We start from the raw sequence: 26,039 nt of genomic DNA on the forward strand, positions 1-26,039 counted from the left end.
GACGGATGCGCGTCACGATCGCCGAGGTCGCCCGCCGGGCGCGGGTGAGCAAGACGACCGTGTCGAGGGTGCTCAACAACAAGGCCGATGTGGACGCGGCGACCGCGATCCGCGTGCGCGAGGTGATCGCGGCGACCGGGTACATCCCGAGCGCCGGCGCGGTCGGGCTCGCCCGCGGGGTGACCCGCACGGTCGGGATGCTGGTGCCGGGGCTGACCTGGCCGTGGATGGGCGAGGTGCTGCAGGGCGTCGCCGACGTCGTGGAGGCCAAGGGCTACGGCCTGCTGCTGTCCACGGCCAACCGCGGCACGGACTCCCTCGACGAGTTCTCGCGGCAGGTGTCGGCGAAGGCGTTCGACGGGCTGCTGCTCGTCGAGCCGCCGGACGCCGTGCGGCACCTGCGCGTGCTGCACGACTCCGGGCTGCCGGTGGTGGTGATCGACGACCGCGGGCGCCGTCCCGCGTTCCCGTCGGTGGGCACGGACAACCGTCAGGGTGGCGCGGCCGCGGCCCGGCACCTCCTCGCCGTCGGCCGCACGCGGTTCGCGACCGTGACCGGGCCGCGCGACTTCGGCTGCACCACCGACCGCCTCAACGGGTTCAACGAAGTCGTGCGCGATGCCGGGCTGACGCTCGACCCGCGCCTGATCATCGAAGGCGACTTCACGAGCGAAAGCGGCGAGGCCGCGATCCTCCAGCTCCTCGCCACCGGCCCGGAGTTCGACGCCGTCTTCGCGCACAACGACCTCACCGCGGCAGGGGTGCTGGCCGGCCTGCGCAAGTCCGGGCGCGCGGTGCCGGGGGACGTCGCCGTGGTCGGGTTCGACGACATCCCCCTGGCCGCGCACACCCAGCCGGCGCTGACGACGATCCGCCAGCCGCTGCGGGAGATGGGCGAGACCGCGGCCCGCCAGCTGCTCGACCGGCTGGGTGGGGCACCCCGGCCGGACGAGCCGCTGATCGTCCCGACGTCACTGGTGATCCGCGAATCGACTCAGGACACGGTCAACCCTCCCGAAAGCGGGACGTTGCGCGAGGAATCCCCGACGTAGACGCGGTACTGGCCCGCGTTCGTCGTCCACGACCCGGTCCAGTGCGCGAGGTCCCGCGGCGTGAGCGGGAACGACACCTGGGTGCTCTGCCCGGGGTTGAGCTGCACCTTCTTGAACCCCTTCAGCTGTTTCGGCGGCTCGCCGTTCCCGGCGGGCTGGCCGATGTAGAGCTGGACGACGTCGGCGCCCGCGCGGGTGCCGGTGTTGGTCACCGTCGCCGTCACGGTCGCGGTGCCGTTCGTACCCTGGGGCGTGACGACCAGGTCGGAGAACCCGAACGTCGTGTACGACAGGCCGAAGCCGAACGGGAACAGCGGGTCGAGGTTCCGGCTGTCGTACCACCGGTAGCCGACGTTGAGCCCTTCGGAGTATTCGATCCGGTCGTTCGCGCCCGGGAACTGCTGGACGCTTGCCGTCGGCAGGTCGGCGAGCTGCTTCGGGAAGCTGATCGGCAGCTTGCCCGACGGGTTGACGTCGCCGTAGAGCAGCGACGCGAGCGCGTTGCCGTTCTCCTGGCCCGGGTACCAGCCCTCGATCACCGCGGCGACCTTGCCCAGCCACGGCATGGTCACCGCCGACCCAGTGTTGAGCACGACGACCGTGCGCGGGTTGGCCGAGGCGACGGCGTCGATGAGGTCGTTCTGCTGGTTCTGCAGATCGATCGTGTCGAGGTCCTGGGTCTCGGACTCGCCGTAGCTGGCGAACACGACGGCGACGTCCGCGGTGCGGGCGGCCGCCACCGCACCCGGGATGTTCGGCGTCTGGACGTGCTCCCCCGCCCCGTCCACATAGGACACGGTGACGCCGGAGCCCGCCCTGGCCTTGATCCCGTTGATGGGGTTGACCGACGCCGGCGACGGGTTCACCTTGGCGCTGCCGCCGCCGATGTTCTGCGGGTCGATGCCGTCGCCGCCGGACAGCGCGATCGACTTCGTCGCCGCCGTCAACGGCAGCACCCCGGTGTTCTTCAGCAGCACCGACCCGGCCGCGGCGACGTCCCGCGCGGTCGTCACGTTGGCCGCGTTGGTCACCACCGAAGCCGGTGAACCCCGCCGAGCCCGGTCGAAGACGCCGAACCGGAACATCTGGGTCAGCACCCGCCGGACCATGTCGTCGACGCGCGCCTGCGTGACCTCGCCGCGGGAGACGGCGTCGAGCAGGCCCTGGCCGAAGAACGCGCCGCCGGGCATCTCCATGTCGAGCCCGCCGTTGGCCAGCTGCCGCGGGCCGCCGGTCGCCGAACCCCAGTCGGAGCCGACGAACCCGCCCCATCCGGCGTCCTGCTTGATCGCCGTGGTCAGCACGCCGCTGTTCTGGCACGCCGGGACGCCGTTGATCTGGTTGTAGGCGCACATCATCGACGCGACCTGGCCCTGGCTCGCCACCTGCTGGAACGCCGGTAGGTACAGCTCGTGCAGCGTCCGGTCGTCGACGATGACGTTGTCCGACGGCGTCCCGCGCGACGCCCCGGCCTCGACGTTGTAGGCGGCCGCGTGCTTGGCCTGCGCCATCACGCCCTGGCTCTGGATGCCCTGGATCGTCGAGGTCCCCGCCGCGCCGGCGAGGTACGGGTCCTCGCTGTAGGTCTCGAAGTTGCGGCCCCAGCGCGGGTCGCGGACCAGGTTGATCGTCGGGCCGAGGGCGATGTCGACGCCCTTGCCGGCGAACTCGGCACCCATCGCGCTGCCGTACCGGTTCATCAGCCCGGTGTCCCAGGTCGCGGCGGCCGACACCGGCGCCGGGAACTGGGTGACGCCGTCGAGGCCGTCGCCGACCCCGGCCGGCCCGTCCTGCAGGCCGAGGGCCGGGATGCACAGCTCCGGCACGGCGTCGGTGTTGCCGATGTACGGCCCGGTCGCGCCGTTGCCGTGCAGCACCTTGACCTTCTGCTGGGGCGTCATGACGGCCAGCAGCTGGTTCACCCGGTCGGCGACCGGCGCGGTGGATCCCACCCACGGGCAGCCACCCGGGTTGGTGGGCGTGGTCGTCGGCGGCGCGCTGTCACTGGTGTGCACCGCGAACTCCCACAGCGAGACACCCCACTGGGTGGCTCGCGCGGTCGCGTTCAGCCGGACATAACGCGCCGTGCCGGACACCGCGGGGTGCTCGGTGCCGCCCGCGCCGGTCACGGTCGCCGCCGTCGTCCACGTCGAGCCGTTGGTGGACAGCTGGATCGTGTACGCGCTCGCGTACGCCGCCTCCCACGTCAGGTCCACGCCGCAGACCGGGCGTGCGCTGCCGAGGTCGACCTGGATCCACTGCGGGTCCGCGGCCAGGCTCGACCAGCGGGTCCCGCCGTCGCCGTCGAACGCCGCCGACGCCGGGAAGGCGTCGGACTGGACGCTGGACGCGGTCGCGGGCTGCCGCAACGCCGCGTTGGCGCTGCCGCACGCCTGGGCCGATCCGTCGCCGAAGACCTGGAACTCCCACAGCGACACGCCCCACTGGGTCGCCCGCTGGGTCGTCGTCAGGCGGACGTACCGGCCGCTTCCGGACACCGGCAGCGTCTGCGTGCCGCCGGTGCCCGTGGTGGTCGAGTACACAGTGGACCACTGGCTGCCGTCGGCCGAGGCCTGGATCGTGAACGCCTTCGCGTAGGCCGCCTCCCACTGGAGCACGACCTGGTTGAGCGTGTGCGATCCGCCGAGGTCGACCTGCAGCGTCTGCGGGTCGGCGGCCAGGCTCGACCAGCGGGTGCCCGGGTCGCCGTCCACCGCGGCCGACGCCGGGAAGGCGGCGTTCTCGGTGGAGGACGCGGTCACCGGATGCCCCTGCGAAAGCAGCGTCGGGGCCGCCTGGGCGGTGAACAGCGGCGCGGTGAGCAGGCCCACCGCCACCACCGCGGCGAGGGCGAGCCGCTTCACTGGTAGACCCGCACGTAGTCGATCACCATGTCCTGCGGCAGGACGGTCCCCGCTCCCGGCGGGCCGGGGAAGTCGCCGCCGATGGCGTTGTTGAGGATCAGGAAGAACGGGTGGTCGTAGACCCACGGCCCGCGCGTCGACTCCACGGTGGCGCGGTCGATCGTCTCGAACGCGTTGCCGTCGACAGAGAAGGTCATGTGGTTCGCGTCCCAGTCCAGGCCGAACTTGTGGAAGCCCGCGGCGACGTCCTGACCGAGGTCGAACGGTGCGCCGATACCGCCGGCGCCGTTGTACGCCGGGGCGTGGATCGTCGAGTACGCCAGGTTCGGCGACTTGCCGACGTGTTCCATGATGTCGATCTCGCCGCAGTTGGGCCACGGCGTGCCGCTGAAGAAGTTGGCGCCCAGCAACCAGAACGCGGGCCACAGCCCCTGCGTGCCGGACACCTTGATGTTCGCCTCGACGTGCCCGTAGGTGAAGCTGAACTTGCCCGCGGTGTTGATCCGGCCGGAGGTGTACTGGCAGGTGCCGCTGCCGCTGATCGGGTCGACCGGGCACGCGCTGCCCGGAGTGGCTTCGCGGCGGACCTGGATGACGAGGTTGCCGCGGCCGTCCTGCTTGGCGTTGTTGTTGTTCGTGTAGTACTCGAGCTCGTTGTTGACCCCCGGCCCGGTCTCGGCCGTCCACTTGCTCGCGTCGGGAGCCGCGCCCGCAGCGCCGTTGAACTCGTCGCTCCAGACCAGCGTGCCCGGGAAGTGCGGGGCCGGCGGCGCGGGCGGCGGCTGCACCGGGTTGCCGCCGGTGCCGTAGACGTCGAAGCCCCACAGCGAGTAGCCGTAGCCGTTGGAGCGGGCGGTGCCGTACATCCGGACGTACCGGCCGGATCCGTTGACGGTCAGCGTCTCCTTGAAGCCCTTGCCCGTGGTGGTCGAGTAGACCGACGTCCAGTTCGCGTTGTCGTTCGACACCTGGATCTGGTACGCGACGGCGTAGGCCGGGTCCCACTGCAGGACGACCTGGTGGATCGTCGCCGTCGCGCCGAGGTCGACGGTGATCCAGCCGGGGTCGACCCAGCCGGTGGTCGCGCTGGTCGCCCAGCGCGTGGCCGGGTCGTGGTCGAAGGCCTTGGCCGGGAGGCAGCCGGGGCACGCGCCGTCGTCCTGGTAGGAGGACGCGGTGCCGGGCTTGCCGTAGGACAGCAGGACGTCACCGGGCTGGGTCGTGCCGCCCCCGCCGTAGACCTGGAACTCCCACAGCGAATAGCCGTACTGCGTCGCCCGCTGGGTGCCGGTCAGCCGGACGTACCGGCCGCTGCCGGTGACGGTCAGCGTCTGGTTGCCGCCGGTCGCGGTGGTGGTCGAGTAGAGGGACGTCCAGGTGGCGCCGTCGGTGGACGCCTGGATCGTGAACGCCTTGGCGTAGGCGGCTTCCCAGTTCAGCACGACCTGGGACAGCTGCTGGGTCGAGCCGAGGTCGACCTGGAGGTACTGCGGGTCGCTGAAGCCGCTGGACCAGCGGGTGCCGGGGTCGCCGTCGACGGCGGCGGACGCCGGGAACGCGGCGGACTCGGTCGAGGACGCCGTCACCGGACGGCCTTGGGAGAGCAGGACGGGCGCGGCCTGCGCCACCGGCGCGGTGAGCAGGGCGGCCAGGGTCAGGGCGAGGACGGCGAGAACCCGGATCCTCGGCATGCGGCGTTGCATGGGCACCTCCACGGCGAACCGGCGCCGGGACGGCCTTGCCCCGGCGCGGATCGGCTCACGTGGTCTTCGGCGCGGGTGTGGGTCCCGGCCGTTGGCACGCTCTTAGTTCAAGATATAAATAAAGGACCATAAAATGTCAACTTCCCTGCGCCGGACGGTCACCGACCACGCCGGACACTGGTCCGGGCGAGGAGAATCCGCGCCGGATCCTTGACTCCGCCGAACCTGGCGCTGTTAACTGCGATCTCACCGACGGAACCGGTTCCGTGACCGCCACCCGGGACGGCTCCGCCGAGACACGCACCCTTCGGGCTGACTGGTTCGCGCTCCTCGCACCACCCGGTACCGCTCCTCCGGCTCACGGCGCCGGGCGGGTGACCTGGGGGCGGACCCGCCGCACCACCCGACGCCGGCGCGAGCTGTGGGGCTCGCCCGGCCCGTTTCGCACGTCCTCCCCCCGATCAGCAGGCAGGCCGATGAGATCAACGACGTTCTCCCCCGTACACCGCCTCCTCGTCATCGCGACCACCTTCGTCACCGCGGTCACCACCGCGGCGGTGGTCGGCTCCGCGCCGGCCCAGGCCGCCGCGTGCGGCACGGCGAACCTCGCGCAGGGCCACCCCGCGACCGCGTCCTCGACCGAGAACGGCGGCACCCCCGCGTCCGCCGCCGTCGACGGCAACACCGGGACGCGCTGGTCCAGCGCGTTCAGCGACCCGCAGTGGCTGCAGGTCGACCTGGGCTCCGCGCAGCAGCTCTGCGACGTGGTGCTCACCTGGGAAGCCGCGTACGCGAAAGCGTTCTCCGTCCAGCTGTCCCCGGACGCGAGCACCTGGACGACCGCGTATTCGACGACCACCGGAGCCGGCGGCACGCAGACCGTGCCCCTCACCGGGACCGCGCGCTACCTGCGGGTCTACGGCACCCAGCGGGCGACCGGCTACGGCTACTCCCTCTGGGAAGTCGCCGTGCACGGCACCGGTGGCGGGACGACCATCCCGCCGACCGACCCGCGCAACCCGGACCTCGGCCCGAACGTGTCGGTGTTCGACCCCTCGACGCCGGCCGCGACCATCCAGAACCGGCTGACGCAGATCGCGAACCAGCAGCACACCAACCAGTTCGGCGACGAGCGCTACGCCGTGCTGTTCAAGCCGGGCACCTACACCGCCGACGTCAACCTCGGCTTCTACGAGCAGGTGGCGGGCCTCGGCCTGTCGCCCGACGACGTCAACCTCAACGGCCACGTCCGCGTCGAAGCGGATTGGCTGCAGCAGGGCGACAACCCGAACAACAAGGGCAACGCGACGCAGAACTTCTGGCGGTCGGCCGAGAACCTGTCGGTGACGCTGCCGGTCGGCCAGGTCGAGCGCTGGGCCGTCGCGCAGGCCGCGCCCTACCGCCGGATGCACCTGCGGGGCAGCCAGATCCAGCTGTGGAACGGCGGGGACGGCTGGGCCAGCGGCGGCCTGATCGCCGACAGCAAGATCGACGGCGTCGCCGTTTCCGGTTCGCAGCAGCAGTTCCTGACCCGCAACAGCGAGCTGGGCGGCTGGCAGGGCGGCGTGTGGAACATGGTGTTCGTCGGCTCGACCGGCACCCCGCCGGCGAGCTTCCCGAACCCGCCGGAGACGGTCGTCGGCCAGACCCCGGTGGTCCGCGAGAAGCCGTTCCTCTACGTCGACGGCTCGGGCAGCTACAACGTGTTCGTCCCGGCACTGCGGCAGAACTCGCAGGGCACGAGCTGGGGCCACGGCGCGCCGGCCGGGCAGTCGATCTCGCTCAGCGAGTTCTACGTCGCACACCCGTCCGACTCGGCCGCGACGCTCAACGCCGCGCTGGCGGCGGGCAAGAACCTGCTCGTGACGCCGGGTGTCTACCACCTCGACCAGGCGCTGAACGTCACGCGCCCGGACACCGTGGTGCTCGGCCTCGGCCTGGCGACGCTGATGCCCACCAACGGAACCGCCGCGATCACGACGTCCGATGTGGACGGCGTGAAGATCGCCGGGCTGCTGATCGACGCCGGCGCGGTGAACTCGCCGGTGCTGGTGCAGGTCGGCCAGCCGGGGTTGAACGCGAACCACGCGGCCGACCCGACGTCGCTGCACGACGTGTTCTTCCGGATCGGCGGCGCGGCCGTCGGGAAGGCCACGCAGACGCTGGTGGTCAACTCGAACAACGTCATCGGCGACCACATGTGGCTGTGGCGCGGCGACCACTCCTACGGCGTCGGCTGGAACGTCAACACCGCGGCCAACGGCCTGGTCGTCAACGGCGCCAACGTGACGATGTACGGCTTGTTCGTCGAGCACTACCAGCAGTACGAGGTGCTCTGGAACGGCAACGGCGGGCGGACGTACTTCTTCCAGAACGAGATGCCGTACGACCCGCCGGACCAGGCGTCGTGGTCCAGCGGCGGCGGCCGGCAGGGCTGGGCGGCGTACAAGGTGGCCGACTCGGTGACCAGCCACGAAGGCTGGGGACTGGGCAGCTACTGCTTCTTCAACACCAATCCGTCCATTGTGGCCAGTCACTCGTTCGAGGTGCCGAACACAAGCGGGGTCCGGTTCCACAACCTCGTCTCGGTGTCACTCGGCGGCGTGGGCACGATCGCCCACGTCGTCAACGATTCGGGTGACGCCGCGAACACCGGCCACCAGGTGAGCCCGCTGGTCTCCTACCCGTAGCACCGCGGCGACGTACGCGTCCGGGCGGACCAGCCAGGCTTCGCCCGGACGCGCACCCAGCACCCCGCCCACCGGGATCTCCACCGACCGCACGCCCTCCGCTCGCACGCCCGGCGTCGTCAGCAGCAGGAACCCCTGCCGGGCCAGGTCGCGCAACCGTCCACTCGCGACGGTGAGGTCCGGCAGCAGGATCCCGGGCCCCGGCGGCGGGACCGCCCCGCGCGGCGGCCGTCCGGCGAACGGCCGGAGCGGATCGGGCGTGGTCAACGGCGAATCCACGTACCAGAACGGTTCCGCCAGCCGGCCCGAGTCGACCAGCGCGCAGGCGGCCGGATCGTGCGCCGCGCGCGTGAGGACGTCCAGCCGGCGGCGGTGCTGCTCGTCGTCCTGGGGCACCAGGAAGTCCATCGTGGCCGTGGTGACCGCCGCGTTCTCCACCGCCGCCGCGTGCCGCTCGGTGTGGTAGCTCTCCAGCAGCTCCTCCCCCGCCTCGCCGCGCAGGACGGCGGCCAGCTTCCAGGCCGCGTTCTCCGCGTCGGCCACGCCGGAGTTGAGCCCGCGCGCCCCGAACGGCGCGACGAGGTGGGCGCAGTCCCCGGCCAGCAGCACCCGGCCGACCCGCATCCGCGGCACCAGCCGCGTGTGGAAGCGGTACACCGACCGCCAGACCACCTCGTAGGGCACCGCGCCGATGATCGCCCGGATCCGCTTCTCCAGCGCCCCGCCCGACTCCTCGGCCGCGAGGTCATAGTCCTCGGGGACCTGCCAGTCGATGCGGAACTGCGAGCCGGGGCACGGGTGGATGAGCACCTGGCGGCCCGGGTTCCACGGCGGGTCGAAGTAGAACCGCCGCTCGGCCGCCCAGCCCGGCAGGTCCGCGCGGATGTCGCAGATCAGGAACAGGTCGCGGAACGACACCCCTTCCAGGTGCTGCCCGAGGGCGTGGCGCACGGTGTCACCGCGCGCGCCCGCGCAGGCGATCGCGTAGTCGGCCTCGATCCGGCGCGGCCCGTCCGCCGTGTCGCACTCGACGACCACCCGGCCCGGCTGGGTCAGCTCCCGGACACGGTGGCCGCGGCGGACGTCGATCAGCGGCTGCCGTTCGATCAGCTCGTCCAGGACCTCTTCGACGCGGGCCTGCGACAGGTTCACGAACGGCGGCAGCGCCGACCCGCCGTCGGGCAGTCTCAGGGAGAACAGCTCGCCGGCGCGGTGGAACGTCCGCGCGGTCGTCCAGGTCAAGCCCTCCTCGGCGAGGCAGCCCGCGCCGAGCGACGCCCAGACGTCCAAAGTGTCCCGTTGCTGGCAGATGGCCTTGGACCCCACGGGATCGCGTACCTCGTGCTCGTCGACGAGCACCACCGGCACACCCCAGCGCGCCAGCAGCAGCGCGGCCGTCTGGCCGACCGGGCCGCTGCCCAGGACGGCGACGGTCATCCTTGGAGCTGGTCCCAGACTTCGCGGTCGCGTTCGGCCGTCCACACCACCGGCCGTTCGATGCCGCCCAGCTCGTCCCACAGCCGGGAGACGTCGAAGGGCAGGCAGTGCTCGAAGATCGGCCAGTGCCCGTACCGGTCGGCCAGTGCCGCGTGCGTGCGCTCGAAGGCTTCCTTGAGCGTGCCGCCGGCGTCGCGGACCGCGCCGACCTCGCGGATCATCGTGTCCAGGAAGTGCCGGGTCTGCGCGATGGCGGCGTCGACGGCTTCGCGGCCGCGGCTCACCCCGCCGCGGCCGCCGATCAGCGACCCGGCGCCGAACGCGGCCACGCGGTCCAAAGTGGACGAGGCCCACTCGCGGTGGAACGCGTCGCCGGTGTAGAGCGCGGCCTCCGCCTCGACGAGATCGCCCGCGTAGAGGATCCGTTGCCGCGGCAGCCACGCCACGATGTCGCCTTCGGTGTGGCCGCGCCCGCAGTACTGCAGGACGAGGTCGCCGCGGTCGCCGCCGAGGTCGATCGTCAGCCGGTCGGAGAAGGTCAGCGTCGGCCAGGTCAGGCCGGGCACCGAGTCCGCGCCCTTGGCCAGCCGCGGCATCCGGCCGAACTCGCTCTCCCAGTCCTCCTTGCCGCGCTCGGCGACCAGGGCCCGGGTGTTCTCGTGCGCGACGATCACGTCCGCGTCGAACGCCGACGCGCCCAGCACGCGCACCGCGTGGTAGTGGCTCAGCACCAGGTAGCGCACGGGTTTGTCGGTGTGTTCGCGGAGTTTCGCGAGCCACTCCGCCGCGGCGACCGGCGTGGCCAGCGCTTCGAAGCAGACGAGGAAGTCCTCGCCTTCGATGGCGCCGATGTTGGGGTCGCCCTCGGCGGTCAGCGCGTACACGCCGTCGTCCAGGACTTCCAGGGTCTGCGCTTTCTCCGCCAGGTCGGCCGAAGAGGCGAACGCTTTCTTCGTCACGGCGAGCGCTCCTCACGATCGTCAAAGGTTTGACTATCTCGCCGGTCACCCTAACCCCGCCGGCACCCCGCGCGGAACCCCTTCGCCTAATCTGGCCGCATGACCGACCGACCGGCCGAAGACCTCGACTACCTTTCGTTCGTCGACTACGCGATCGGGAAGGCGAAGGCGGAGCTGCCGGACACCGACCCCGTCGCGATGCGCCTCGGCCTGACCCTGCACCGGCTGGCTGGCGCGCTGGTCTACGACTGGGAGTCGACGGTGCACCGCCCGCGCGGCCTGAGCTGGGGCGGGTTCCGGGTGCTGTTCGTGCTGTGGCTGGCCGGCCCGCTCGAGTCCCGCCACGCGGCGCGCCTGGCCGGGATGAGCCGCGCTGCGGTGTCGGCACTGGTCAAGACCCTGGAACGGGACGGCCTGGTGACGCGAACGCAGGTTCCCGAGGATCGCCGCGCGGTCCGGCTGGCACTGACGGACGCGGGCCGCACGGCGGTGACCGACGCCTACCAGGCGCACAACACGCGCGAGCGGGCCTGGGCGGCGTCGCTGTCGCCGTCGGAGCAGACGGTCCTCATCGGACTGCTGGAGAAGCTCACCACGAGCCCGGCGGCCGCGGCGGCCCAGCGGCTCAGCTAGCTGGCCAGCCCGGGCAGGGTGTGCCCGGTCTGCTCGGCCTTCGCGCGCAGGTACCGGACGTTGCTGTCGGTGGCGAAGACTCCGGTCGGCACCCGGTCGCGCACGGTGATCCCGGCCGCCTCGAGCTGCGCGGCCTTGTCCGGGTTGTTCGACAGCAGGTTCACTTCGGCGACCCCGAGCGCTTCGAGCATCTGCGCGGCAACGGTGTAGTCGCGGGCATCTTCGGGCAGGCCGAGCGCGGCGTTGGCGGCGTAGGTGTCGAGCCCCTGGTCTTGCAGGGCGTAGGCGTCGAGCTTGTTGTAGAGGCCGATCCCCCGGCCTTCCTGACGCAGGTAGAGCAGATAGCCGCCGGCGGCGGAGATCCGGTCGACGGCCTCGGCCAGCTGCGGGCCGCAGTCGCAGCGCGCGGACCCGAAGACGTCCCCGGTGAGGCATTCGGAGTGCGGGCGCACGAGCGGCACGTCGCCGGGGGTGCCGAGGACCAGGGCGAGGTGCTCACCGTCGTCGGCGAGGTTGCGGAAGGTGACGGCTTCGGCGTCGACCTCGATGCCGCCGTGCAGCCGCAACGGGATCCGCACCCGCGTCCGCACCTCAGCCGTCATGCTCGCTCCCCTGGGATCGCCCACTCGGCCGACCCTACCGGAGGTTCGGACGCGAACTTCCGGGCTCGGGCCGGTACCGGTGGCAACACCAGTGGATCACCGGTTCTTCCCGGTTCGGCCGCGAAAACCAGTGGCCTTCGCCTCGTATGCTCGGCCGCATGATCCCCGGTGCCACCGCCGCCTCGTTCCTGCTGGTCGTGATCCTCGGCGCGATGTCGCCCGGGCCGGACTTCGTCGTCGTCACCCGCTCGTCGCTCACCGGTGGGCGGCGCGCCGGGATCGCCGCCGGGGCCGGGATCTCGCTCGGGGTCTTCGCCTGGGTCGTCGCCATCGCCTTCGGGGTGGCCGCCGTGCTCACGGCCTCCGCCGTCGCCTTCATGGTCGTCAAGCTCGCCGGGGCCTGCTACCTCGTCTTCCTCGGGGTCAAGGCCTGGCTCGCCGTGCGCCGCGGCGAATACCGCGACCTGGGCGAAACCACCGCCAAAGCCCTCGACGCCGGCGCCGCGTTCCGGCAGGGGCTCTTCACCAACCTGCTCAACCCGAAGGTCGCCGTGTACTTCCTGGCCCTGCTGCCCCAGTTCCTCCCCGCCGACGGCTCCACCCTGCAGACCCTCGAGCTGGCCGCCATCGCCACCGCCGGCACCGTCGGCTGGTTCGCCGTCCTCGCCCTCGTGGTCGGCGCGCTCAAGCGGTTCTTCGCCAGCGGGCGCGTGCGCCGCGGGCTCGACGCCGTGCTCGGCAGCGTGCTCGTCGCCCTCGGGCTGAAGGTCGCCGCCGAGACGGCCTGAGGGGCCCGCCGGAGCGGGCCCCGGCCGTCACAGCTGCTCGGCCGCCAGCGCGGTTCCCTCGACCCGCGCCTTGATCTTGGCGAACGCGATGTCGCGCGACGTCGACGTGTCGTCGGCGAACGGCGAGAACCCGCAGTCGTCGCACGTGCCCAGCCGGTCGGCCGGCAGGTACTTCGCCGCCGTGAGCACCCGGTCGCGGACCTCCTCCGGCGTCTCCACCCGCGGGTCGATCGGGTCGATCACCCCGACGAACACGCGGCGGCCGTCCCCCAGGTGATCGGCGATCACCTGCAGCGCGCGCTCCGGTTCGGCCTCGCTCGCGAGCTGCACGTAGAAGTTGCCCGCCTGGAGCGAGAGCAATGCCGGCAGCAGACCCGCGTAGTCGACGTCGAGGCTGTGCACCGAGTCCTGGTCGCCGCCCGGGCAGGTGTGCACGCCGATCTTCGCGCGCTCCTCCGCCGTGAAGCGGTCCAGCACGGCGTTGTTGAGGTCGACGAACTGCCGCAGCAGCCCGCCGGACGGGTCGAGCTTCAGCGACAGCCGCCCCTCGGTGAAGTCGATCTGCACGCTGTGCGCGCCCGCGTCGAGGCTGCGCCGGATGTCGGCTTCGGCTTCGTCGACGAGATCGGCGAGGAACTGCTCCCGCGAGTACCCGTCGATGCCGTCGGCCGGGTAGATCAACGAGAGCGCCGACGCGGCTATCGCCGCCTGCTTGACGGGCTTGCCGGTAAGGGCTTTCGCGCGCGTCAGGTAAGCGTCCGCGTGCGTCGCGTAGCGGAACGGGCCCGCGGTCAGCCGCGGCAGCTGGCGGGTGTGGCCGTCGGCGAACGGGATGACGACGCCGTCCGGCGCCAGCGCGGTCAGCCCGGCCAGCGGGTAGGTCGCGAAGCTCGGCTTGCCCTGCTCGCCGTCGGACACGACCGGCGAGCCGGTCTCTTCGAACCGGCTGATCGTGTCCGCGAGGGCCCGGCTCTCCAGCTCGGCGAGCGCGGCGGCGTCGATCCGTCCGGCCGCGAAGGCGCCCAGCCCCTCGATCAGGTACTCGGGGCGCGGGATGCTGCCGATCGGTTCGGTGGGCAGGGTCATGGCGTCCTCCGCTTGCTTGAAGGTCCGGACCGGCCACGACCGGCGCGAAGCCGGCCTGACCGGCCTCGTGCCCTGCGAACGTAACGTGCTTCCGAGCGGTCACGGAGCGCGGATCACCCGGTCGGAGCAGCAAAAAGCACGAAATGAGAAGACGATTGGCGGTTCGCCGGGAGGACGATTGGGTATTCGCTCTGGCGATACGGCGGGTTCGGCGCCGAAGGAGTACCCCGATGCTCAGCCACCACGACCGCACCGAGCTCGAGAAGATCGAGCGGCACCTCGAGGTCACCGACCCCGATCTCGCCACCGCACTGCGCGAGGGCAAGCGCCCGAAGTCGCGCGCGCTCCGCAGCGCCTTCCTGATCGTCGTCGACGTCGTCGCCGTGACCCTGCTCGTGCTGGGGCTGGTCCTGCCCGACCCCGGCGTGACGCTCTGCGGGATCCTCGCCCTGACCGGCACCGTCTGGACCCACGTGGCGCGCCACCGGCTCTGAGGCAACACTGGGCGGCGTGAAGTGGGTCCTGCACGTCGACCTCGACCAGTTCATCGCCGCGGTCGAGATCGCCCGCCACCCCGAGCTGCGCGGGAAGCCGGTGGTCGTCGGCGGCAACGGCGACCCCACCGAACGCGCCGTCGTCGCGACGGCGTCGTACGAAGCCCGCGAGTTCGGCGTCCAGTCCGGCATGCCGCTGCGGATCGCGGCCAAGCGCTGCCCGGACGCCGTCTTCCTGCCCAGCGACCCGCCGGCCTACCTCGAGGTCTCCGAGCACGTGATGGCCGCCGTGCGGGAGTTCCCGGTCGTGGTGGAGGTGCTGGGCTGGGACGAGGCGTTCGTCGGGGCCGAGACCGACGACCCCGAGGCGCTGGCGGCGGCGATCAAGGACGCGGTGGCGCGGGAGACCGGGCTGTCGTGCGCGGTCGGGATCGGGGACAACAAGCTGCGGGCCAAGCTCGCGACCGGGTTCGGCAAGCCGGGCGGGATCTTCCGGCTGACGCAGGCGAACTGGTGGGAGGTCATGGCAGCGCGCCCGACCGACGCGCTGTGGGGCATCGGCGGCAAGACGGCGAAGAAGCTCGCCGAGCTCGGCATCACCACGGTCCTGGACCTGGCCGGCGCCGACCCGGCGGAGCTGGCGGCGCGGTTCGGCCCGAAGACCGGCCCGTGGCTGCGCCTGCTCGGCGGCGGGATCAGCGACGCGGAGGTGAGCGCGACGCCGTACGTGGCCCGGTCGCGCAGCCGCGAGACGACGTTCCAGCGCGACCTCACCGACCCGGCGGAGATGGCGGCGGAGGTGTCGGCGCTGGCGAAGCGCGTGTCACAGGACGTCCTGGACGAAGGCCGGCCGGCGGCGCGGGTCGCGGTGAAGGTCCGGTTCGTGCCGTTCCTGACCCACACGCACAGCATCACGCTGCCCGAGCCGACGTCGGACGCGGCGGAGATCGACCGCGCGGCGCGGGAGGTGCTGGGGATGTTCGAGCTGACCCGCGCGGTGCGGCTGCTGGGCGTGCGCGCGGAGTTCCCGCGCGAGGACTAGAGCCCGTCCGGGAGCGGCAGCGGCCGGTCCGGGTCCAGTTCCACCCCCACCGCCCGCAGCGTGTGGTCCAGCATCGCCCAGATCGTGCCGCTCAGCTGGGCGGTCAGCTGGTCCAACGTCAGCGCGCCCGGGTGGTCGAGCCAGCGGGTCGTCGCCGATTCGACGTAGCCGACCAGGCCGAACGCGATCGTGTCCGCCGGGGCCGGGTCGCGGCCGAACGCCGTCAGGTAACCGGTGAACAGGCTGCTCAGGTGGCGGGCGATCGTGCCGCGCACGTCCGTCGGGCCCGGGGCCGCGCGGGACAGGTAGCGGTGCAGGTGGACGTGCTCGGTCAGCCAGCGCAGGTGCGTCGCGATCACCGTCGAGATCATCTCGTTCGGCGAGCCCGACGGGTGCCAGAGCGGTTCCAGCTCGGCCGTCACCAGCTCGGCCGCGCGCTGGGCGATGGCCCGCTGGAGGTCCGCCGCGTCCGCGAAGTGCTTGTACAGCCGGGTCCGGGCGACGCCGGCGCGTTCGGCGATCTGCTCGGTCGAGACGTCCGGGCCGTGCTCGGCGATCGCCGCCAGTGCCGCGTCGACGAACTCCGCGCGCCGCCGTTCCTGCTGGCCGGCCCAGCGCGTCGCCCGTCCGTCGACCTTGGTCACCCGGGAAGCCTACTCAAGCCCGGCGAGCCGGTGTACGCTCGCCGAAGTAGCTAGTACAGCGTGTACCCCATACTTCCGAAGGGAGCGCCATGGGCGTCGAGGCCCAGGACCGGGACGTCACCGCGGCTCGCCTGCTCAAAAGCTCCGCGAAGAACTCCTACGACCCGTACGTCGACATCGACTGGGCCGCACCGCTCGCCGAAGACAAGGCGTACATGCCGCTGGAGCGGGTCTCCCTCTACGGCACCGACCTGTGGGCGAAGCTGACGCCGGAGCAGCGGATCGAGCTGTCGAAGCACGAGATCGCCAGCATCATGAGCGTCGGCCTGTGGTTCGAGATCGTCCTCATGCAGCTGCTCGCCCGGTACGTCTTCGACCTCGACGCGCGCACCGAGCACGCGCAGTACGCGATGACCGAGATCGGCGACGAGACCCGGCACTCGGTGATGTTCGCCCGCACCGCCGACCGGCTCGGCGTCCCGCGCTACGGCGTCCCGAAGGTCGTCCACCGCGCCGCGAAGGTGTTCGGCGCGACCGCGGCCGGCCCGTCGATGTTCGCCAGCGTGCTGGTCGCGGAGGAGACCACCGACCGGCTGCAGCGCTCGATGATGGACGACGACGGCATCCAGCCGCTGATCCGCTCGGTCAACCGCATCCACGTCGTCGAGGAGGCCCGGCACGTCCGGTTCGCCAAGGAGGAAGTGCTGCGGGAGACGCCGAAGCTGTCGAAGGCGGCGCTGCAGCGGCACCGGGTACGGACCGCGCTGGTCGCCTTCGGCGTCATCGACAGCATGGTCGACCCGCGGATCTACCGCAGCGTCGGGATCGATCCGCGCGAGGGCCGCGCCGCGGCGCTCGCCAACCCGCACTTCCACGAGACGCGGCGCTGGATGGCCGAGAAGATTGTGCCGTTCCTGCGCGAAGCGGGGCTGATCGGCGGCCGGTCCGAGGGCATCTGGCGGCGCGCGCACCTGATCTAGCCCTTAATCCCTTCGCGCGCCGGCCGCGGTTCCGCCACGATGCTCGCGTGACGACCACCATCCGCCCCGCCCGCGCCGACGACGAAGCCGCACTCGCGAAGCTGGACGAACGCACCTGGACGACGACGGTCTCCCCCGCTCCGGCGCCGCCGCCCGGGACGCCGTTCTTCGACGAGGACTGCCGGCCCGAAGACGTCTTCGTCGCGGAGCACGACGGCGCGGTCGCCGGCTACGTCCGGCTCGGCAAGGGTTTCGGCATCCCCGCGCACGACCACGTGCGGGTGATCGGCGGGCTCGCCGTCGACCCGGACCGGCAGCGGCTCGGCATCGCCCGGCGGCTCGTCGAAGCCGCCGTGGCCGAGGCGCGGGCACGCGGGGCGCGCAAGGTGACGCTGCGCGTGCTGGGTCACAACACCGCGGCCCGCCGCGTCTACGAGGCCTGCGGGTTCGTCGTGGAAGGCGTGCTGCGGGCCGAATTCCGCGTCGACGGCCACGACGTCGACGACGTTTTCATGGCCCGCTCGCTCGCTTGACAGCCTCCCGGCGGCTTTGCCATCCTGGTTCCGGGCCGAGAGGCGCTGCGACGGAACTCCTTCCGCCACGCTCGGCCCGTACCACGACTCCAAGGGCGCCTCCCGCGAGGGAGGTGCCTTTTCGTTGTCCGCAAGGACATTCGTGCTGCCTCCCGCGCGTCCCGCCGACGAGCTCCGGAGTGCACCGAAGAATGAGTGACAAACTGCAGAACCGCAATGGCCTCGACTTCGCCGTCGCCGACCTCTCCCTCGCCGACGCCGGCCGCACCCAGCTGCGGCTGGCCGAGCACGAGATGCCCGGCCTGATGGCGATCCGCCGCGAGTACGCCGCGGCGCAGCCGCTGAAGGGCGCCCGCATCGCCGGGTCGCTGCACATGACCGTCCAGACCGCCGTGCTCATCGAGACCTTGGTCGCCCTCGGCGCCGAGGTGCGCTGGGTGTCCTGCAACATCTTCTCCACCCAGGACGAGGCCGCCGCCGCGGTCGTCGTCGGCCCCGAAGGCACCGTCGAAGCGCCGGCCGGCACCTCGGTGTTCGCCTGGAAGGGCGAGACGCTCGAAGAGTACTGGTGGTGCACCGACCGGCTCTTCGCCTTCCCCGGCGGCCAGGCCCCGAACATGATCCTCGACGACGGCGGCGACGCCACCCTGCTCGTCCACAAGGGAGTCGAGTTCGAGGCGGCGGGCGCGGTGCCGCAACCGTCCGAAGAGGACTCCGACGAGTACCGGATCGTCCTCGATACGCTGCGCGCGAGCCTCGCGGCCGACGGCGACCGGTTCACCCGCATGGCCAAGGAGATCCGCGGCGTCACCGAGGAGACGACCAACGGCGTCAAGCGGCTCTACAAGCTCGCCAAGGACGGCGAGCTGCTCTTCCCCGCGATGAACGTCAACGACTCCGTGACGAAGTCCAAGTTCGACAACAAGTACGGCATCCGGCACTCCCTTGTGGACGGCCTCAACCGCGCCACGGACGTGATGATCGGCGGCAAGCGCGTCGTCGTCTGCGGCTACGGCGACGTCGGCAAGGGCGCGGTCGAGGCGCTGCGCGGGCAGGGCGCCCGGGTCGCGGTGACCGAGATCGACCCGATCTGCGCGCTGCAGGCGGCGATGGACGGGCTGGACGTCGTCGAGCTCGACGACGTCGTGGCCCACGGCGACATCTTCATCACCACCACCGGCAACTTCGGCATCATCTCGGCCGAGCAGATGAGCCGGATGAAGCACAACGCGATCGTCGCGAACGTCGGGCACTTCGACAACGAGATCGACATGGCCGGCCTGGCGAAGCTGCCCGGCATCACGAAGAAGGAGATCAAGCCGCAGGTGCACGAGTGGACGTTCGCGGACGGCCACGCGATCATCGTGCTTTCCGAGGGCCGCCTGATGAACCTCGGCAACGCGACCGGCCACCCGTCGTTCGTGATGTCGAACTCGTTCACCAACCAGGCCATCGCGCAGATCGAGCTGTTCGCCAAGCCCGGCGAGTACGCCACCGACGTGCACCGGCTGCCCAAGCACCTCGACGAGAAGGTGGCCCGCCTGCACCTCGACGCACTCGGTGTGAAACTCACCAAGCTCACGAAGGCCCAGGCGGAATACATCGGCGTCGACGTCGAAGGTCCGTACAAGCTCGATCACTACCGGTACTGATCCAGGATTGCTCCATTCGACGCAGTTTGGTTCATCGGGAAAGTGGCCATCCTCCCCGTGACAGCGCATCCGCCCGGCCGGCACGCCGGACGGGTCCCATGCGAAGGAGTGTGTGTCAAGTGATCATTCTCGGTGTAATTCTTCTGGTCATCGGGTTCATCGTGGGTATCCCGGTGCTTTACACCATCGGCATCATTCTCGCGGTGGCCGGTGTGGCACTGGCCATCCTGGGCGGCACCGGCCGCCGGATCGGTGGGCGTGCGCACTGGTACTGATTCGCAGGTAGCGAACGGCCTGGCACGGCGTCAGCAGCACTGCTCGCCGCGCCAGGCCGTTCGGCCTTCTTTCACCGCCGCGAAAGCGATGAAGAGGGCAACGGCCGGATCGGCCCACCACCACCCCAGAACGGTGTTGAGCACCAATCCCGCCAGCAGGACCGCGGAAAGGTAAGTGCAGAGCAAAGTCTGCCGCGAATCCGCGACCGCGCTGGCCGAACCCAGTTCCCGGCCCGCCCGCCGTTGCGCGGCGGACAGGACGGGCATCACGACGAGCGAAACGGCCGCCAGGACGACACCCGTGAGCGAGCTTTCCGGTGCCGCCGCGGTGAAGAACGTCCGCAGGGAATCCGCCGTCACGTAGGCGGCCAGCGCGAAGAACGACAACGCGATCATCCGCAGGGCCCGCCGTTCGCGGGCTTCCGGGTCTCGGCCCGAGAACTGCCACGCGACCGCGACCGCGGAAGCGACTTCCACCACCGAATCCAGTCCGAAGCCGACCAGCGCGCCGGACGAGGCCGCGGTGCCCGCCGTCAGCGCCACGGCCGCTTCGACGACGTTGTAGGCGATCGTCGCCGTCACGAGCAGCCGGACCCGGCGCACCAGCCCCGCCCGGCGGTCCGGAGCGATCGCGACCGGCGAGCAGCAGCCGTCGGAGCACGCGTCCGTCATGCCGGCTCGCACTCTTCCCGCGGCTCGACCGCCAGCACCACCCGGACGAGTTCGCCCAGGGCGCGGGCCAGGTGGGCGTCGGCGATCTCGTAGCGCACCTGACGTCCCTCGTAGCCGGCCACGACGAGCCCGCAGCCGCGCAGGCAGGACAGGTGGTTCGAGACGTTCGAGCGGCTCAGCCCGAGGTCGGCGGCCAGCCGCCCGGGGTAGGCCGGGCCGTCCAAGAGGGCGGTCAGGATCCGGCAGCGGGTCGGATCGGCCAGCGCGCGCCCGATCCGGGCCAGCGCCGACTCCCGCGTCTCACACGTCACCATGCATTGAACTGTACATCCAGGGCTGACATATCCACAACGGACGGAAAATAAAGGGTCCTCCGGCTCCGAGGGGGAGGGAGAGCCGAAGGACCCCGTTAGTGTTAGCACATCGCCAAGCCCGTGTACACAGCTGCATACACGATCGTGTTACGTCTTCACGCCTCCCTGACGCCGCGAAGGCCTCCCCAGCCGGGGGTGAAACCGGGCGGGAAGGCCTTCGCGGATCCTGGCGGGAGGCTCAGGAAGCTTGGCGCAGCAGGGGTTTCCCGGGTGCTGCGGCGCAGCGGCACCCGCCGCCGAGCGCCTCGCAGTCGACGATCAGGCCGTGCCGGACCCGGTCGGCGTCCGAACAGGCCGCATCGGTGCACTCGGTGAATCCGCCTTCCGGGTGCACCACCGGCGTGCCGTGACAGTGGTCCACGCCCGCATCACACGAAGCACATTCCATAACCCCTTGGTACCACCGGGAACCCCGCGGACGCGGGACGACCGCGACGGCGTGTCGCGCCGGCCACCGCGGCCGGGATCAGGCCGACTTGGGGGCCCGCTTCCGCGGCGCCGGCTTCTTCTTCGCGGCCGGCTTTTCGTCCTCATCGGACTCCTCCGAAGAGGACTTCGCCCCGCGGGACTTCTTCGCGGCGTCCACACTGGCCTGCAGCGCCGCCATCAGGTCGACGACGTCCGCCTTCGCGGTGACCGCCGCGGGCTTGGTCGTCTCCTCCCCCGCCACCTTGGCCTCGATCATCTCCTCGAGGGCCTCGCGGTAGTGGTCGTGGTACTTCTCCGGCTCGAACACCGGCTCGGCCAGCGAGTCGATCAGCGACCCGGCCATGGTCAGCTCCTGCGGCCGGATCTGCGGCGGGTCGTCGCGCAGGAACGGGAAGTCGGGCTCGCGGACCTCGTCCGGCCACAGCATCGTCGTCATCACCAGCACGTCGGCGTGCACCCGCAGCACCGCCATGCTCTCCCGCTGCCGCACCGCGACCTTGGCGATGGCCACCTGGCTCGACTTGTGCAGCGCGTCCCGCAGCACCACGTACGGCTTCACCGCGTTCTTCTGCGGCTCCAGGTAGTACGTGCGGTCGTACTGGATCGGGTCGATCGACTCGAGCGGCACGAACTCCAGCACGTCGATCGTGCGCTGCGTGGGCAGCGGCAGGTCCGCCATCTCGGCGTCGGTGATGACGACCATCTCGCCGTCGGGCAGTTCGTAGCCCTTGGCGATCTCGGCGTAGGGCACCTCGGCGCCGTCGATCGTGCAGAACCGCTTGTACTGGATGCGGCCGCCGTCGGCCTCGTGCACCTGGCGCAGGGAGACGTTCTTGTTCTCGGTGGCCGCGTACAGCTGGATCGGGATGCTCACCAGCCCGAACGACACCGAGCCCTTCCACATCGCCCGCATGCCACGCACCTCCGAGATCGCCTTCACGCTACGTGACAACCGTAGCCCGAAACGTCCCGAGGCGACAGCCTGATCTAGACCTCTGCCAGGTACTTCTCCCAGAGTGCGGGGTCCATGAACCAGTTTTGGAAGTCCGTCGGATCGGTGAACCCGTTCGCGAACCGCCGCGCGACCGCGGGGTTCTGGCCGGCGACCCCGAGGATCTGGAGCACGTGCGGGGGCGGCGGGAGCAGCAGCGCGTTGGTCCATTCGGTGACGTGCCGGGCGTACTCCCAGTAGCGCTCGAACGTGGCGTCCATCCACTCCGCGTCGAACGGCTCCTCGCCGCGCTCGACGATCGCGTCCAGGTAGGTGGCCGCGCAGTGGCTCGCGTTGTTCGAGCCCTGGCCGGTGATCGGGTCGTTCGCGACGACGACGTCGGCCATGCCCAGCACGATCGCCCCACCCGGCAGGGTGCCGACCGGACGGCGCACCACCGGCGTGTAGCCGCCGGCCAGCGTGGCCTTCGCGTCGGTCAGCTCGGCGTCGCGGCAGCGGTCGTACTCCCACGGCACGAACTGCTTCATCAGGTCGAGGATCCGCCCGAAGTGCTCGGCCGGGCCGGGGCGGTCGTCGAAGCAGTCCAGCGGCCCGCCGGGGATGCCCTCGAAGAAGAGGATGTCGCAGTTCCCGCTCAGCGTGTACGCGGGGATCATGAACAGCTCGCCGACGCCGGGGACGATGTTGAACCGCACCGCCATCCGGTCCGGGTGCTCCGGCCGCGGCCGGACGCCGTGGGCGTAGGCCAGCGACAGCGCGCGCATCGGCTTCGTGTACGGCGAGCGCTCGGGCACCCGGTCGAACAGCTGGACCAGCTCGCCCTTGCCCGCCGAGATGATCACCAGGTCGTAGAGCCGGGACAGGGCGTCCAGCTCGGACGTCATCACGCCGTGGATGACGAGCTTGCCGCCGCGGTCTTCGAACAGCTCCAGCCAGCCCGCCATCTTGACCCGCTGGTCGACCGACTGCGCGACGTGGTCCAGCTCGGCGAACCAGTCGAGGGCGCGGCCGCCGTCGGGCGCGGCCACGGACACACCGAGGCCTTCGACGTTGACGGTGTCGGCCTCCCACAGGTTGATCCCGAGGTCCCGCTCGTGCTGCAGCGCGTCGTGGAACATGCACTGCGTCGACATCACGCGCCCGCCGCGAATCTCGTCCGGCGTCCGCGCGGACATCACCGTGACGTCGTAGCCCTTCGCCTGCAGCCCGAGGGCCAGCTGCAGCCCGGACTGCCCGGCGCCGACGATCAGAACCCTGCGCATGAAGCTCGTTCTCCTTCTCAGGCGTTCGGGACGCTGCCGGCCAGCTCACGCGGACCGGACAGCACGGCCAGCGACAGCGTGTGGCTGACCAGCTCGGTCAGGGTGGCGATCGCCGAGGCGCGGTCGCGGGCGTCGCAGGTGACCAGCGGGACGCTCGGGTCGAGCGCGAGCGCGTCGCGCACCTCGTCGAGGTCGTGCACCGGCATGCCCTCGAACTGGTTGACCGCGACGACGAACGGCAGGTCCGAGTCGTTCTCGAAGTAGTTGATCGCCGCGAACGACTCGTCGATCCGGCTGGTGTCGACCAGCACGACCGCGCCGAGCGCCCCGCGGCTCAGGTCGTCCCAGAGGAACCAGAACCGCGCCTGCCCCGGCGTGCCGAACAGGTACAGCAGCAGGTCCGGGCGCAGCGTGATCCGGCCGAAGTCCATCGCCACGGTCGTCGTCGACTTGCCGCCGGGCGGGATGTCGTCGACGCCTTCGCCGGCCTCGGTCATCCAGGCCTCGTTGCTCATCGGCGGCACTTCCGACACCGCGCCGACGAACGTGGTCTTCCCGACACCGAAGCCCCCGGCGACGACGATCTTCGCGGAGATCGTCAGCAGATCGCCCTCAGGCGGGGAGCCGCTTGAGCCCATCAAGGATCCTCTCGAGCACGTTGGTGTCGTGGTGGTAGGCGTGCGCGGTGGGGTGGACGAACACCGCGCCCTGGGACGCGAGGTCGCCGATCAGCACCCGCACCACGCCCAGCGGCAGGTCGAGCCCGACCGACAGCTCGGCGATCGAGCAGCGGGAGCGGGCGCGCTCGTAGAGCGAACGCGACTCGGGCATGAGCGTGCCGCTCAGCGCGGGGTCGTACTGCGGGACCGAGACCAGCGTCTCCACCAGCAGCTGGTGCCGGGTGCTGGTGCGGCCGCCGGTGAGCGCGTACGCGCGGATCCGGCGGCTGCGCCGCGGCAAGGCGGTGTCCTTCTCGGACACGGGGATCACATCCTTGTCGGGCATCGTCATCACACCCGGGGGCGGCGCGCGGTGAGCACCTGGCGCAGTTCGGCGCGCACCTCGGGGGTGAGCGCGTGGCCGGCGTTGGTGATGAACTGGGTCATCTCGTAGGCGACCACCTTCATGTCCGCCTCGCCCGAGGTCAGCACCGCGAGCCCGGCACCGGAACCGATGCCCATGAACAGGAAGTAGCCGTGGGTGAGCCGGATGATGATCTGCTCGCAGGCGCCCTTCCCGAACAGCGCCGCGCTGTTGCCGGCGAGCGAGAGCAGGCCGCTGGCGATCGCCGCGAGCTGCTCGGCTTCGGCCTCGCCGACCGAGTCGGACGCGGTGAGGGGGAAGCCGTCCACGCTCATGATCAGCGCGTGGCTGACGCCGTGGACCTTGCGCACGAAGTCGTCGAGCAGCCAGGCGAAGTTCGCCGGGGCCGGGTGGGGGGCGCTCACGAGGCGGTTCCTCCGGGCGTCTCGTCCTGCTGGGCACGGTGGTTCTCGGCGAGGGCGGCCCGCTCGCCGTCGGCGAAGGCGCCGAGGTCGGCGAGCAGCTGCTCGTGCCCGTTCGCCGCCGGTTCGGCGGCCGGGGGCGGTGGTGGCGGTTCGGGCGCGGCACCGCGGATGCTGCCGGGTACCCGCCGCGGCAGGCCGTTGGCCGTGGTGCCGCCGGTCTGCTCGAGCGGCCGCGGGCGGGGGCTCGGCTTGCGCGGCACGGCCCGCACCGGCTCCTCCTTCGGGAACGTGCCCGGGCGGCGGCGCGGCAGCCCGCCGACGGAGGCCGGTTCGCCCGCCGGCGCCTTCACCGGCTCGACCGTCACGGTCCGGGTGCCCGACCAGGCGTTTTCGGCCAGCTCGGTGACGATGCCGGTGGGCAGCAGCACGGTGGCCACCGTGCCGTGCGGGCTCCGCCGGTCCAGCCGCACGGTGAAGTCGTGGCGGGCGGCGAGCCGGGAGACGACCGCGAGCCCCATGTGCCGCGCCGCGGCGTCGTCGAGGTCGCCGCCGGCGGCCAGCCGCGCGTTGAGGCCGTCGATCCGGTCGGCCGGGATGCCGATGCCCTCGTCCTCGATCCGGACGAGCACGCTGCCCTGCTCGGTCAGGTGCGCGCTGACGTTCACCGGCGAGCTGGGCGAAGACTGGTTGGCGGCGTTGTCGAACAGCTCCGCGAGCACCCGGCCCAGGTCCTCCGCGGCGAAGCCGACGACGCCGAGGTTCACCACGCGGCCGATCGTGATCCGGGCGTAGTGGTCGATCGAGGACATCGCCGCGCGCATGACGTCGAGGACCGAAGTCGCCCGGGCGGCGTCGTCGGCGGTCTCCTGGCCGGCCAGCACGCGCAGGTTCTCGGCGTTGCGGCGCAGCCGGGTCGCGAGGTGGTCCAGCTGGTAGAGCTCGGCGAGGCGGTGGTGGTCCTCCTCCCCCGCCTCCAGCTCTTCGAGCCGGGCCAGGAGCTGGTCGAGCAGGTTGAGGTCACGCAGGGCCACGCTGGCGCAGATCTCGGCCAGCACGGCGTCGTCCGAGGACGACGCCGATGCCGCCACCGGCGGCGTCAGCTGCGCGATCGCCGGCCCCGGCGCGGGCGCGTACCCGGGGTGCTTCGGCGGCGCGGTGAGGAACTGCGCGGCGGCGACCCGCGAGCGGTCCAGCAGGACGCGTGATCGATCCAGGAGTTCCCGGGCCCGGCTCGCCATGTGGTCCCACTTCTTCCTTGCTCAGGTGCGGAAAACGAGTACGCGGCGCCGACCCCCGGGCGGCGACGCCCGACATGCAAGCAGAAAGGCTTGCCAGATGTCCACAGCCGGTCCCCGCGCGATCGCGCGCAGTGAGCGGATTTTCGGGACGTAGCTCCTGGTGAGCGCAGTGCGTTAGGCCAATCGGTCCATTTTTGCAATTTGCGCCCCGCAACGGAACGCACACGGCG

At 71.3% G+C, this 26,039-nt stretch carries 26 protein-coding genes and 1 riboswitch; of the genes, 10 read left to right on the forward strand and 16 right to left on the reverse strand.

Annotation, left to right across the window (positions count from 1 at the left end; translation table 11 throughout):
- Positions 1–5: 5 nt before the first annotated feature.
- On the forward strand, positions 6–1,052 hold the full coding sequence (locus tag AB0J40_RS43255; RefSeq protein ID WP_364465723.1) for a LacI family DNA-binding transcriptional regulator: 1,047 nt from the start codon (positions 6–8) through the stop codon (positions 1,050–1,052).
- Here the strand turns inward: AB0J40_RS43255 and AB0J40_RS43260 are convergent.
- Positions 995–3,916: a glycoside hydrolase family 3 C-terminal domain-containing protein gene (locus AB0J40_RS43260; RefSeq protein WP_364465725.1), complete on the reverse strand. Its 2,922-nt coding sequence runs from the start codon at positions 3,914–3,916 to the stop codon at positions 995–997. The two genes, AB0J40_RS43255 and AB0J40_RS43260, sit on opposite strands and share 58 nt — an antisense overlap.
- The gene (locus AB0J40_RS43265) at positions 3,913–5,619 is read right to left on the reverse strand and encodes a discoidin domain-containing protein (protein WP_364465727.1); all 1,707 of its coding nucleotides are present in this window, start codon (positions 5,617–5,619) and stop codon (positions 3,913–3,915) included. Before AB0J40_RS43265 ends, AB0J40_RS43260 begins: the two co-directional genes overlap by 4 nt.
- A 476-nt stretch (positions 5,620–6,095) precedes the next feature.
- On the opposite strand from AB0J40_RS43265, the gene AB0J40_RS43270 reads away from it, so the two are divergent.
- Positions 6,096–8,309, forward strand: a complete 2,214-nt coding sequence (locus AB0J40_RS43270) for a discoidin domain-containing protein (protein WP_364465729.1) — start codon at positions 6,096–6,098, stop codon at positions 8,307–8,309.
- On the opposite strand, the gene AB0J40_RS43275 is transcribed toward AB0J40_RS43270, so the two are convergent.
- Complete coding sequence (locus AB0J40_RS43275) at positions 8,211–9,746, reverse strand: FAD-dependent monooxygenase (protein ID WP_364465731.1); 1,536 nt, start codon at positions 9,744–9,746, stop codon at positions 8,211–8,213. The genes AB0J40_RS43270 and AB0J40_RS43275 overlap by 99 nt on opposite strands.
- A complete protein-coding gene (locus AB0J40_RS43280) occupies positions 9,743–10,705 on the reverse strand; it encodes an MBL fold metallo-hydrolase (protein WP_364465733.1) in 963 nt (320 codons plus the stop codon). Before AB0J40_RS43280 ends, AB0J40_RS43275 begins: the two co-directional genes overlap by 4 nt.
- 99 nt (positions 10,706–10,804) lie before the next feature.
- On the opposite strand from AB0J40_RS43280, the gene AB0J40_RS43285 reads away from it, so the two are divergent.
- Entirely contained in the window at positions 10,805–11,338 is a 534-nt protein-coding gene (locus AB0J40_RS43285; RefSeq protein WP_364465735.1) for a MarR family transcriptional regulator, read from the forward strand.
- Here AB0J40_RS43285 and ribA read toward each other — a convergent pair.
- Entirely contained in the window at positions 11,335–11,940 is a 606-nt protein-coding gene (gene ribA, locus AB0J40_RS43290) for a GTP cyclohydrolase II (RefSeq protein ID WP_364465737.1), read from the reverse strand. The genes AB0J40_RS43285 and ribA overlap by 4 nt on opposite strands.
- A 158-nt stretch (positions 11,941–12,098) precedes the next feature.
- Here ribA and AB0J40_RS43295 point away from each other — a divergent pair, with 158 nt between their 5' ends.
- Positions 12,099–12,728, forward strand: coding sequence for a LysE family translocator (locus AB0J40_RS43295; RefSeq protein ID WP_364465739.1), 630 nt, complete (start codon positions 12,099–12,101; stop codon positions 12,726–12,728).
- Between the two features lie 27 nt (positions 12,729–12,755).
- Here AB0J40_RS43295 and AB0J40_RS43300 read toward each other — a convergent pair whose 3' ends face one another.
- A complete protein-coding gene (locus AB0J40_RS43300) occupies positions 12,756–13,814 on the reverse strand; it encodes a cobalamin-independent methionine synthase II family protein (protein ID WP_364465741.1) in 1,059 nt (352 codons plus the stop codon).
- A gap of 230 nt (positions 13,815–14,044) precedes the next feature.
- Here AB0J40_RS43300 and AB0J40_RS43305 point away from each other — a divergent pair, with 230 nt between their 5' ends.
- Positions 14,045–14,308, forward strand: a complete 264-nt coding sequence (locus AB0J40_RS43305; protein ID WP_364465743.1) for a DUF3040 domain-containing protein — start codon at positions 14,045–14,047, stop codon at positions 14,306–14,308.
- 16 nt (positions 14,309–14,324) lie between these two features.
- Positions 14,325–15,350, forward strand: coding sequence for a DNA polymerase IV (locus AB0J40_RS43310; RefSeq protein ID WP_364465745.1), 1,026 nt, complete (start codon positions 14,325–14,327; stop codon positions 15,348–15,350).
- Here AB0J40_RS43310 and AB0J40_RS43315 read toward each other — a convergent pair.
- On the reverse strand, positions 15,347–15,994 hold the full coding sequence (locus tag AB0J40_RS43315) for a TetR/AcrR family transcriptional regulator (protein WP_364465747.1): 648 nt from the start codon (positions 15,992–15,994) through the stop codon (positions 15,347–15,349). The two genes, AB0J40_RS43310 and AB0J40_RS43315, sit on opposite strands and share 4 nt — an antisense overlap.
- An 89-nt stretch (positions 15,995–16,083) precedes the next feature.
- On the opposite strand from AB0J40_RS43315, the gene AB0J40_RS43320 reads away from it, so the two are divergent.
- The 4 genes from AB0J40_RS43320 to AB0J40_RS43335 all read left to right on the forward strand — a co-directional run bounded on the left by AB0J40_RS43320 (position 16,084) and on the right by AB0J40_RS43335 (position 19,434).
- The gene (locus tag AB0J40_RS43320) at positions 16,084–16,974 is read left to right on the forward strand and encodes a diiron oxygenase (RefSeq protein WP_364465749.1); all 891 of its coding nucleotides are present in this window, start codon (positions 16,084–16,086) and stop codon (positions 16,972–16,974) included.
- 47 nt (positions 16,975–17,021) lie between these two features.
- Positions 17,022–17,507, forward strand: a complete 486-nt coding sequence (locus AB0J40_RS43325; RefSeq protein ID WP_364465751.1) for a GNAT family N-acetyltransferase — start codon at positions 17,022–17,024, stop codon at positions 17,505–17,507.
- A 31-nt stretch (positions 17,508–17,538) separates the two neighbouring features.
- Positions 17,539–17,615, forward strand: a riboswitch (S-adenosyl-L-homocysteine riboswitch).
- 83 nt (positions 17,616–17,698) lie between these two features.
- On the forward strand, positions 17,699–19,159 hold the full coding sequence (ahcY, locus tag AB0J40_RS43330; RefSeq protein WP_364465753.1) for an adenosylhomocysteinase: 1,461 nt from the start codon (positions 17,699–17,701) through the stop codon (positions 19,157–19,159).
- Between the two features lie 119 nt (positions 19,160–19,278).
- On the forward strand, positions 19,279–19,434 hold the full coding sequence (locus AB0J40_RS43335; protein ID WP_004559113.1) for a hypothetical protein: 156 nt from the start codon (positions 19,279–19,281) through the stop codon (positions 19,432–19,434).
- A gap of 30 nt (positions 19,435–19,464) precedes the next feature.
- Here AB0J40_RS43335 and AB0J40_RS43340 read toward each other — a convergent pair whose 3' ends face one another.
- The 9 genes from AB0J40_RS43340 to AB0J40_RS43380 form a co-directional block, all read right to left on the reverse strand.
- Positions 19,465–20,106, reverse strand: coding sequence for a cation transporter (locus AB0J40_RS43340; protein WP_364465755.1), 642 nt, complete (start codon positions 20,104–20,106; stop codon positions 19,465–19,467).
- Positions 20,103–20,420, reverse strand: coding sequence for a metalloregulator ArsR/SmtB family transcription factor (locus AB0J40_RS43345; protein ID WP_364465757.1), 318 nt, complete (start codon positions 20,418–20,420; stop codon positions 20,103–20,105). Before AB0J40_RS43345 ends, AB0J40_RS43340 begins: the two co-directional genes overlap by 4 nt.
- A 238-nt stretch (positions 20,421–20,658) precedes the next feature.
- On the reverse strand, positions 20,659–20,868 hold the full coding sequence (locus tag AB0J40_RS43350; RefSeq protein WP_364465759.1) for a hypothetical protein: 210 nt from the start codon (positions 20,866–20,868) through the stop codon (positions 20,659–20,661).
- A gap of 78 nt (positions 20,869–20,946) precedes the next feature.
- Positions 20,947–21,822: a Ku protein gene (locus AB0J40_RS43355; protein ID WP_364465761.1), complete on the reverse strand. Its 876-nt coding sequence runs from the start codon at positions 21,820–21,822 to the stop codon at positions 20,947–20,949.
- A 74-nt stretch (positions 21,823–21,896) separates the two neighbouring features.
- Complete coding sequence (locus AB0J40_RS43360) at positions 21,897–23,123, reverse strand: styrene monooxygenase/indole monooxygenase family protein (protein ID WP_364465763.1); 1,227 nt, start codon at positions 23,121–23,123, stop codon at positions 21,897–21,899.
- A gap of 17 nt (positions 23,124–23,140) precedes the next feature.
- Positions 23,141–23,761 (reverse strand): ATP/GTP-binding protein, encoded by a 621-nt coding sequence (locus AB0J40_RS43365; RefSeq protein WP_364465765.1) that lies wholly within the window; start codon positions 23,759–23,761, stop codon positions 23,141–23,143.
- Entirely contained in the window at positions 23,736–24,128 is a 393-nt protein-coding gene (locus tag AB0J40_RS43370) for a DUF742 domain-containing protein (RefSeq protein ID WP_364465766.1), read from the reverse strand. Before AB0J40_RS43370 ends, AB0J40_RS43365 begins: the two co-directional genes overlap by 26 nt.
- Before the next feature lie 5 nt (positions 24,129–24,133).
- Complete coding sequence (locus tag AB0J40_RS43375) at positions 24,134–24,571, reverse strand: roadblock/LC7 domain-containing protein (protein WP_125315245.1); 438 nt, start codon at positions 24,569–24,571, stop codon at positions 24,134–24,136.
- A complete protein-coding gene (locus AB0J40_RS43380; protein WP_364465768.1) occupies positions 24,568–25,809 on the reverse strand; it encodes an ATP-binding protein in 1,242 nt (413 codons plus the stop codon). The genes AB0J40_RS43375 and AB0J40_RS43380 overlap by 4 nt, the downstream gene beginning before the upstream one ends.
- Positions 25,810–26,039 lie beyond the last annotated feature (230 nt).

This window comes from Amycolatopsis sp. NPDC049691 (genome assembly GCF_040675005.1).
GTDB lineage: Bacteria > Actinomycetota > Actinomycetes > Mycobacteriales > Pseudonocardiaceae > Amycolatopsis.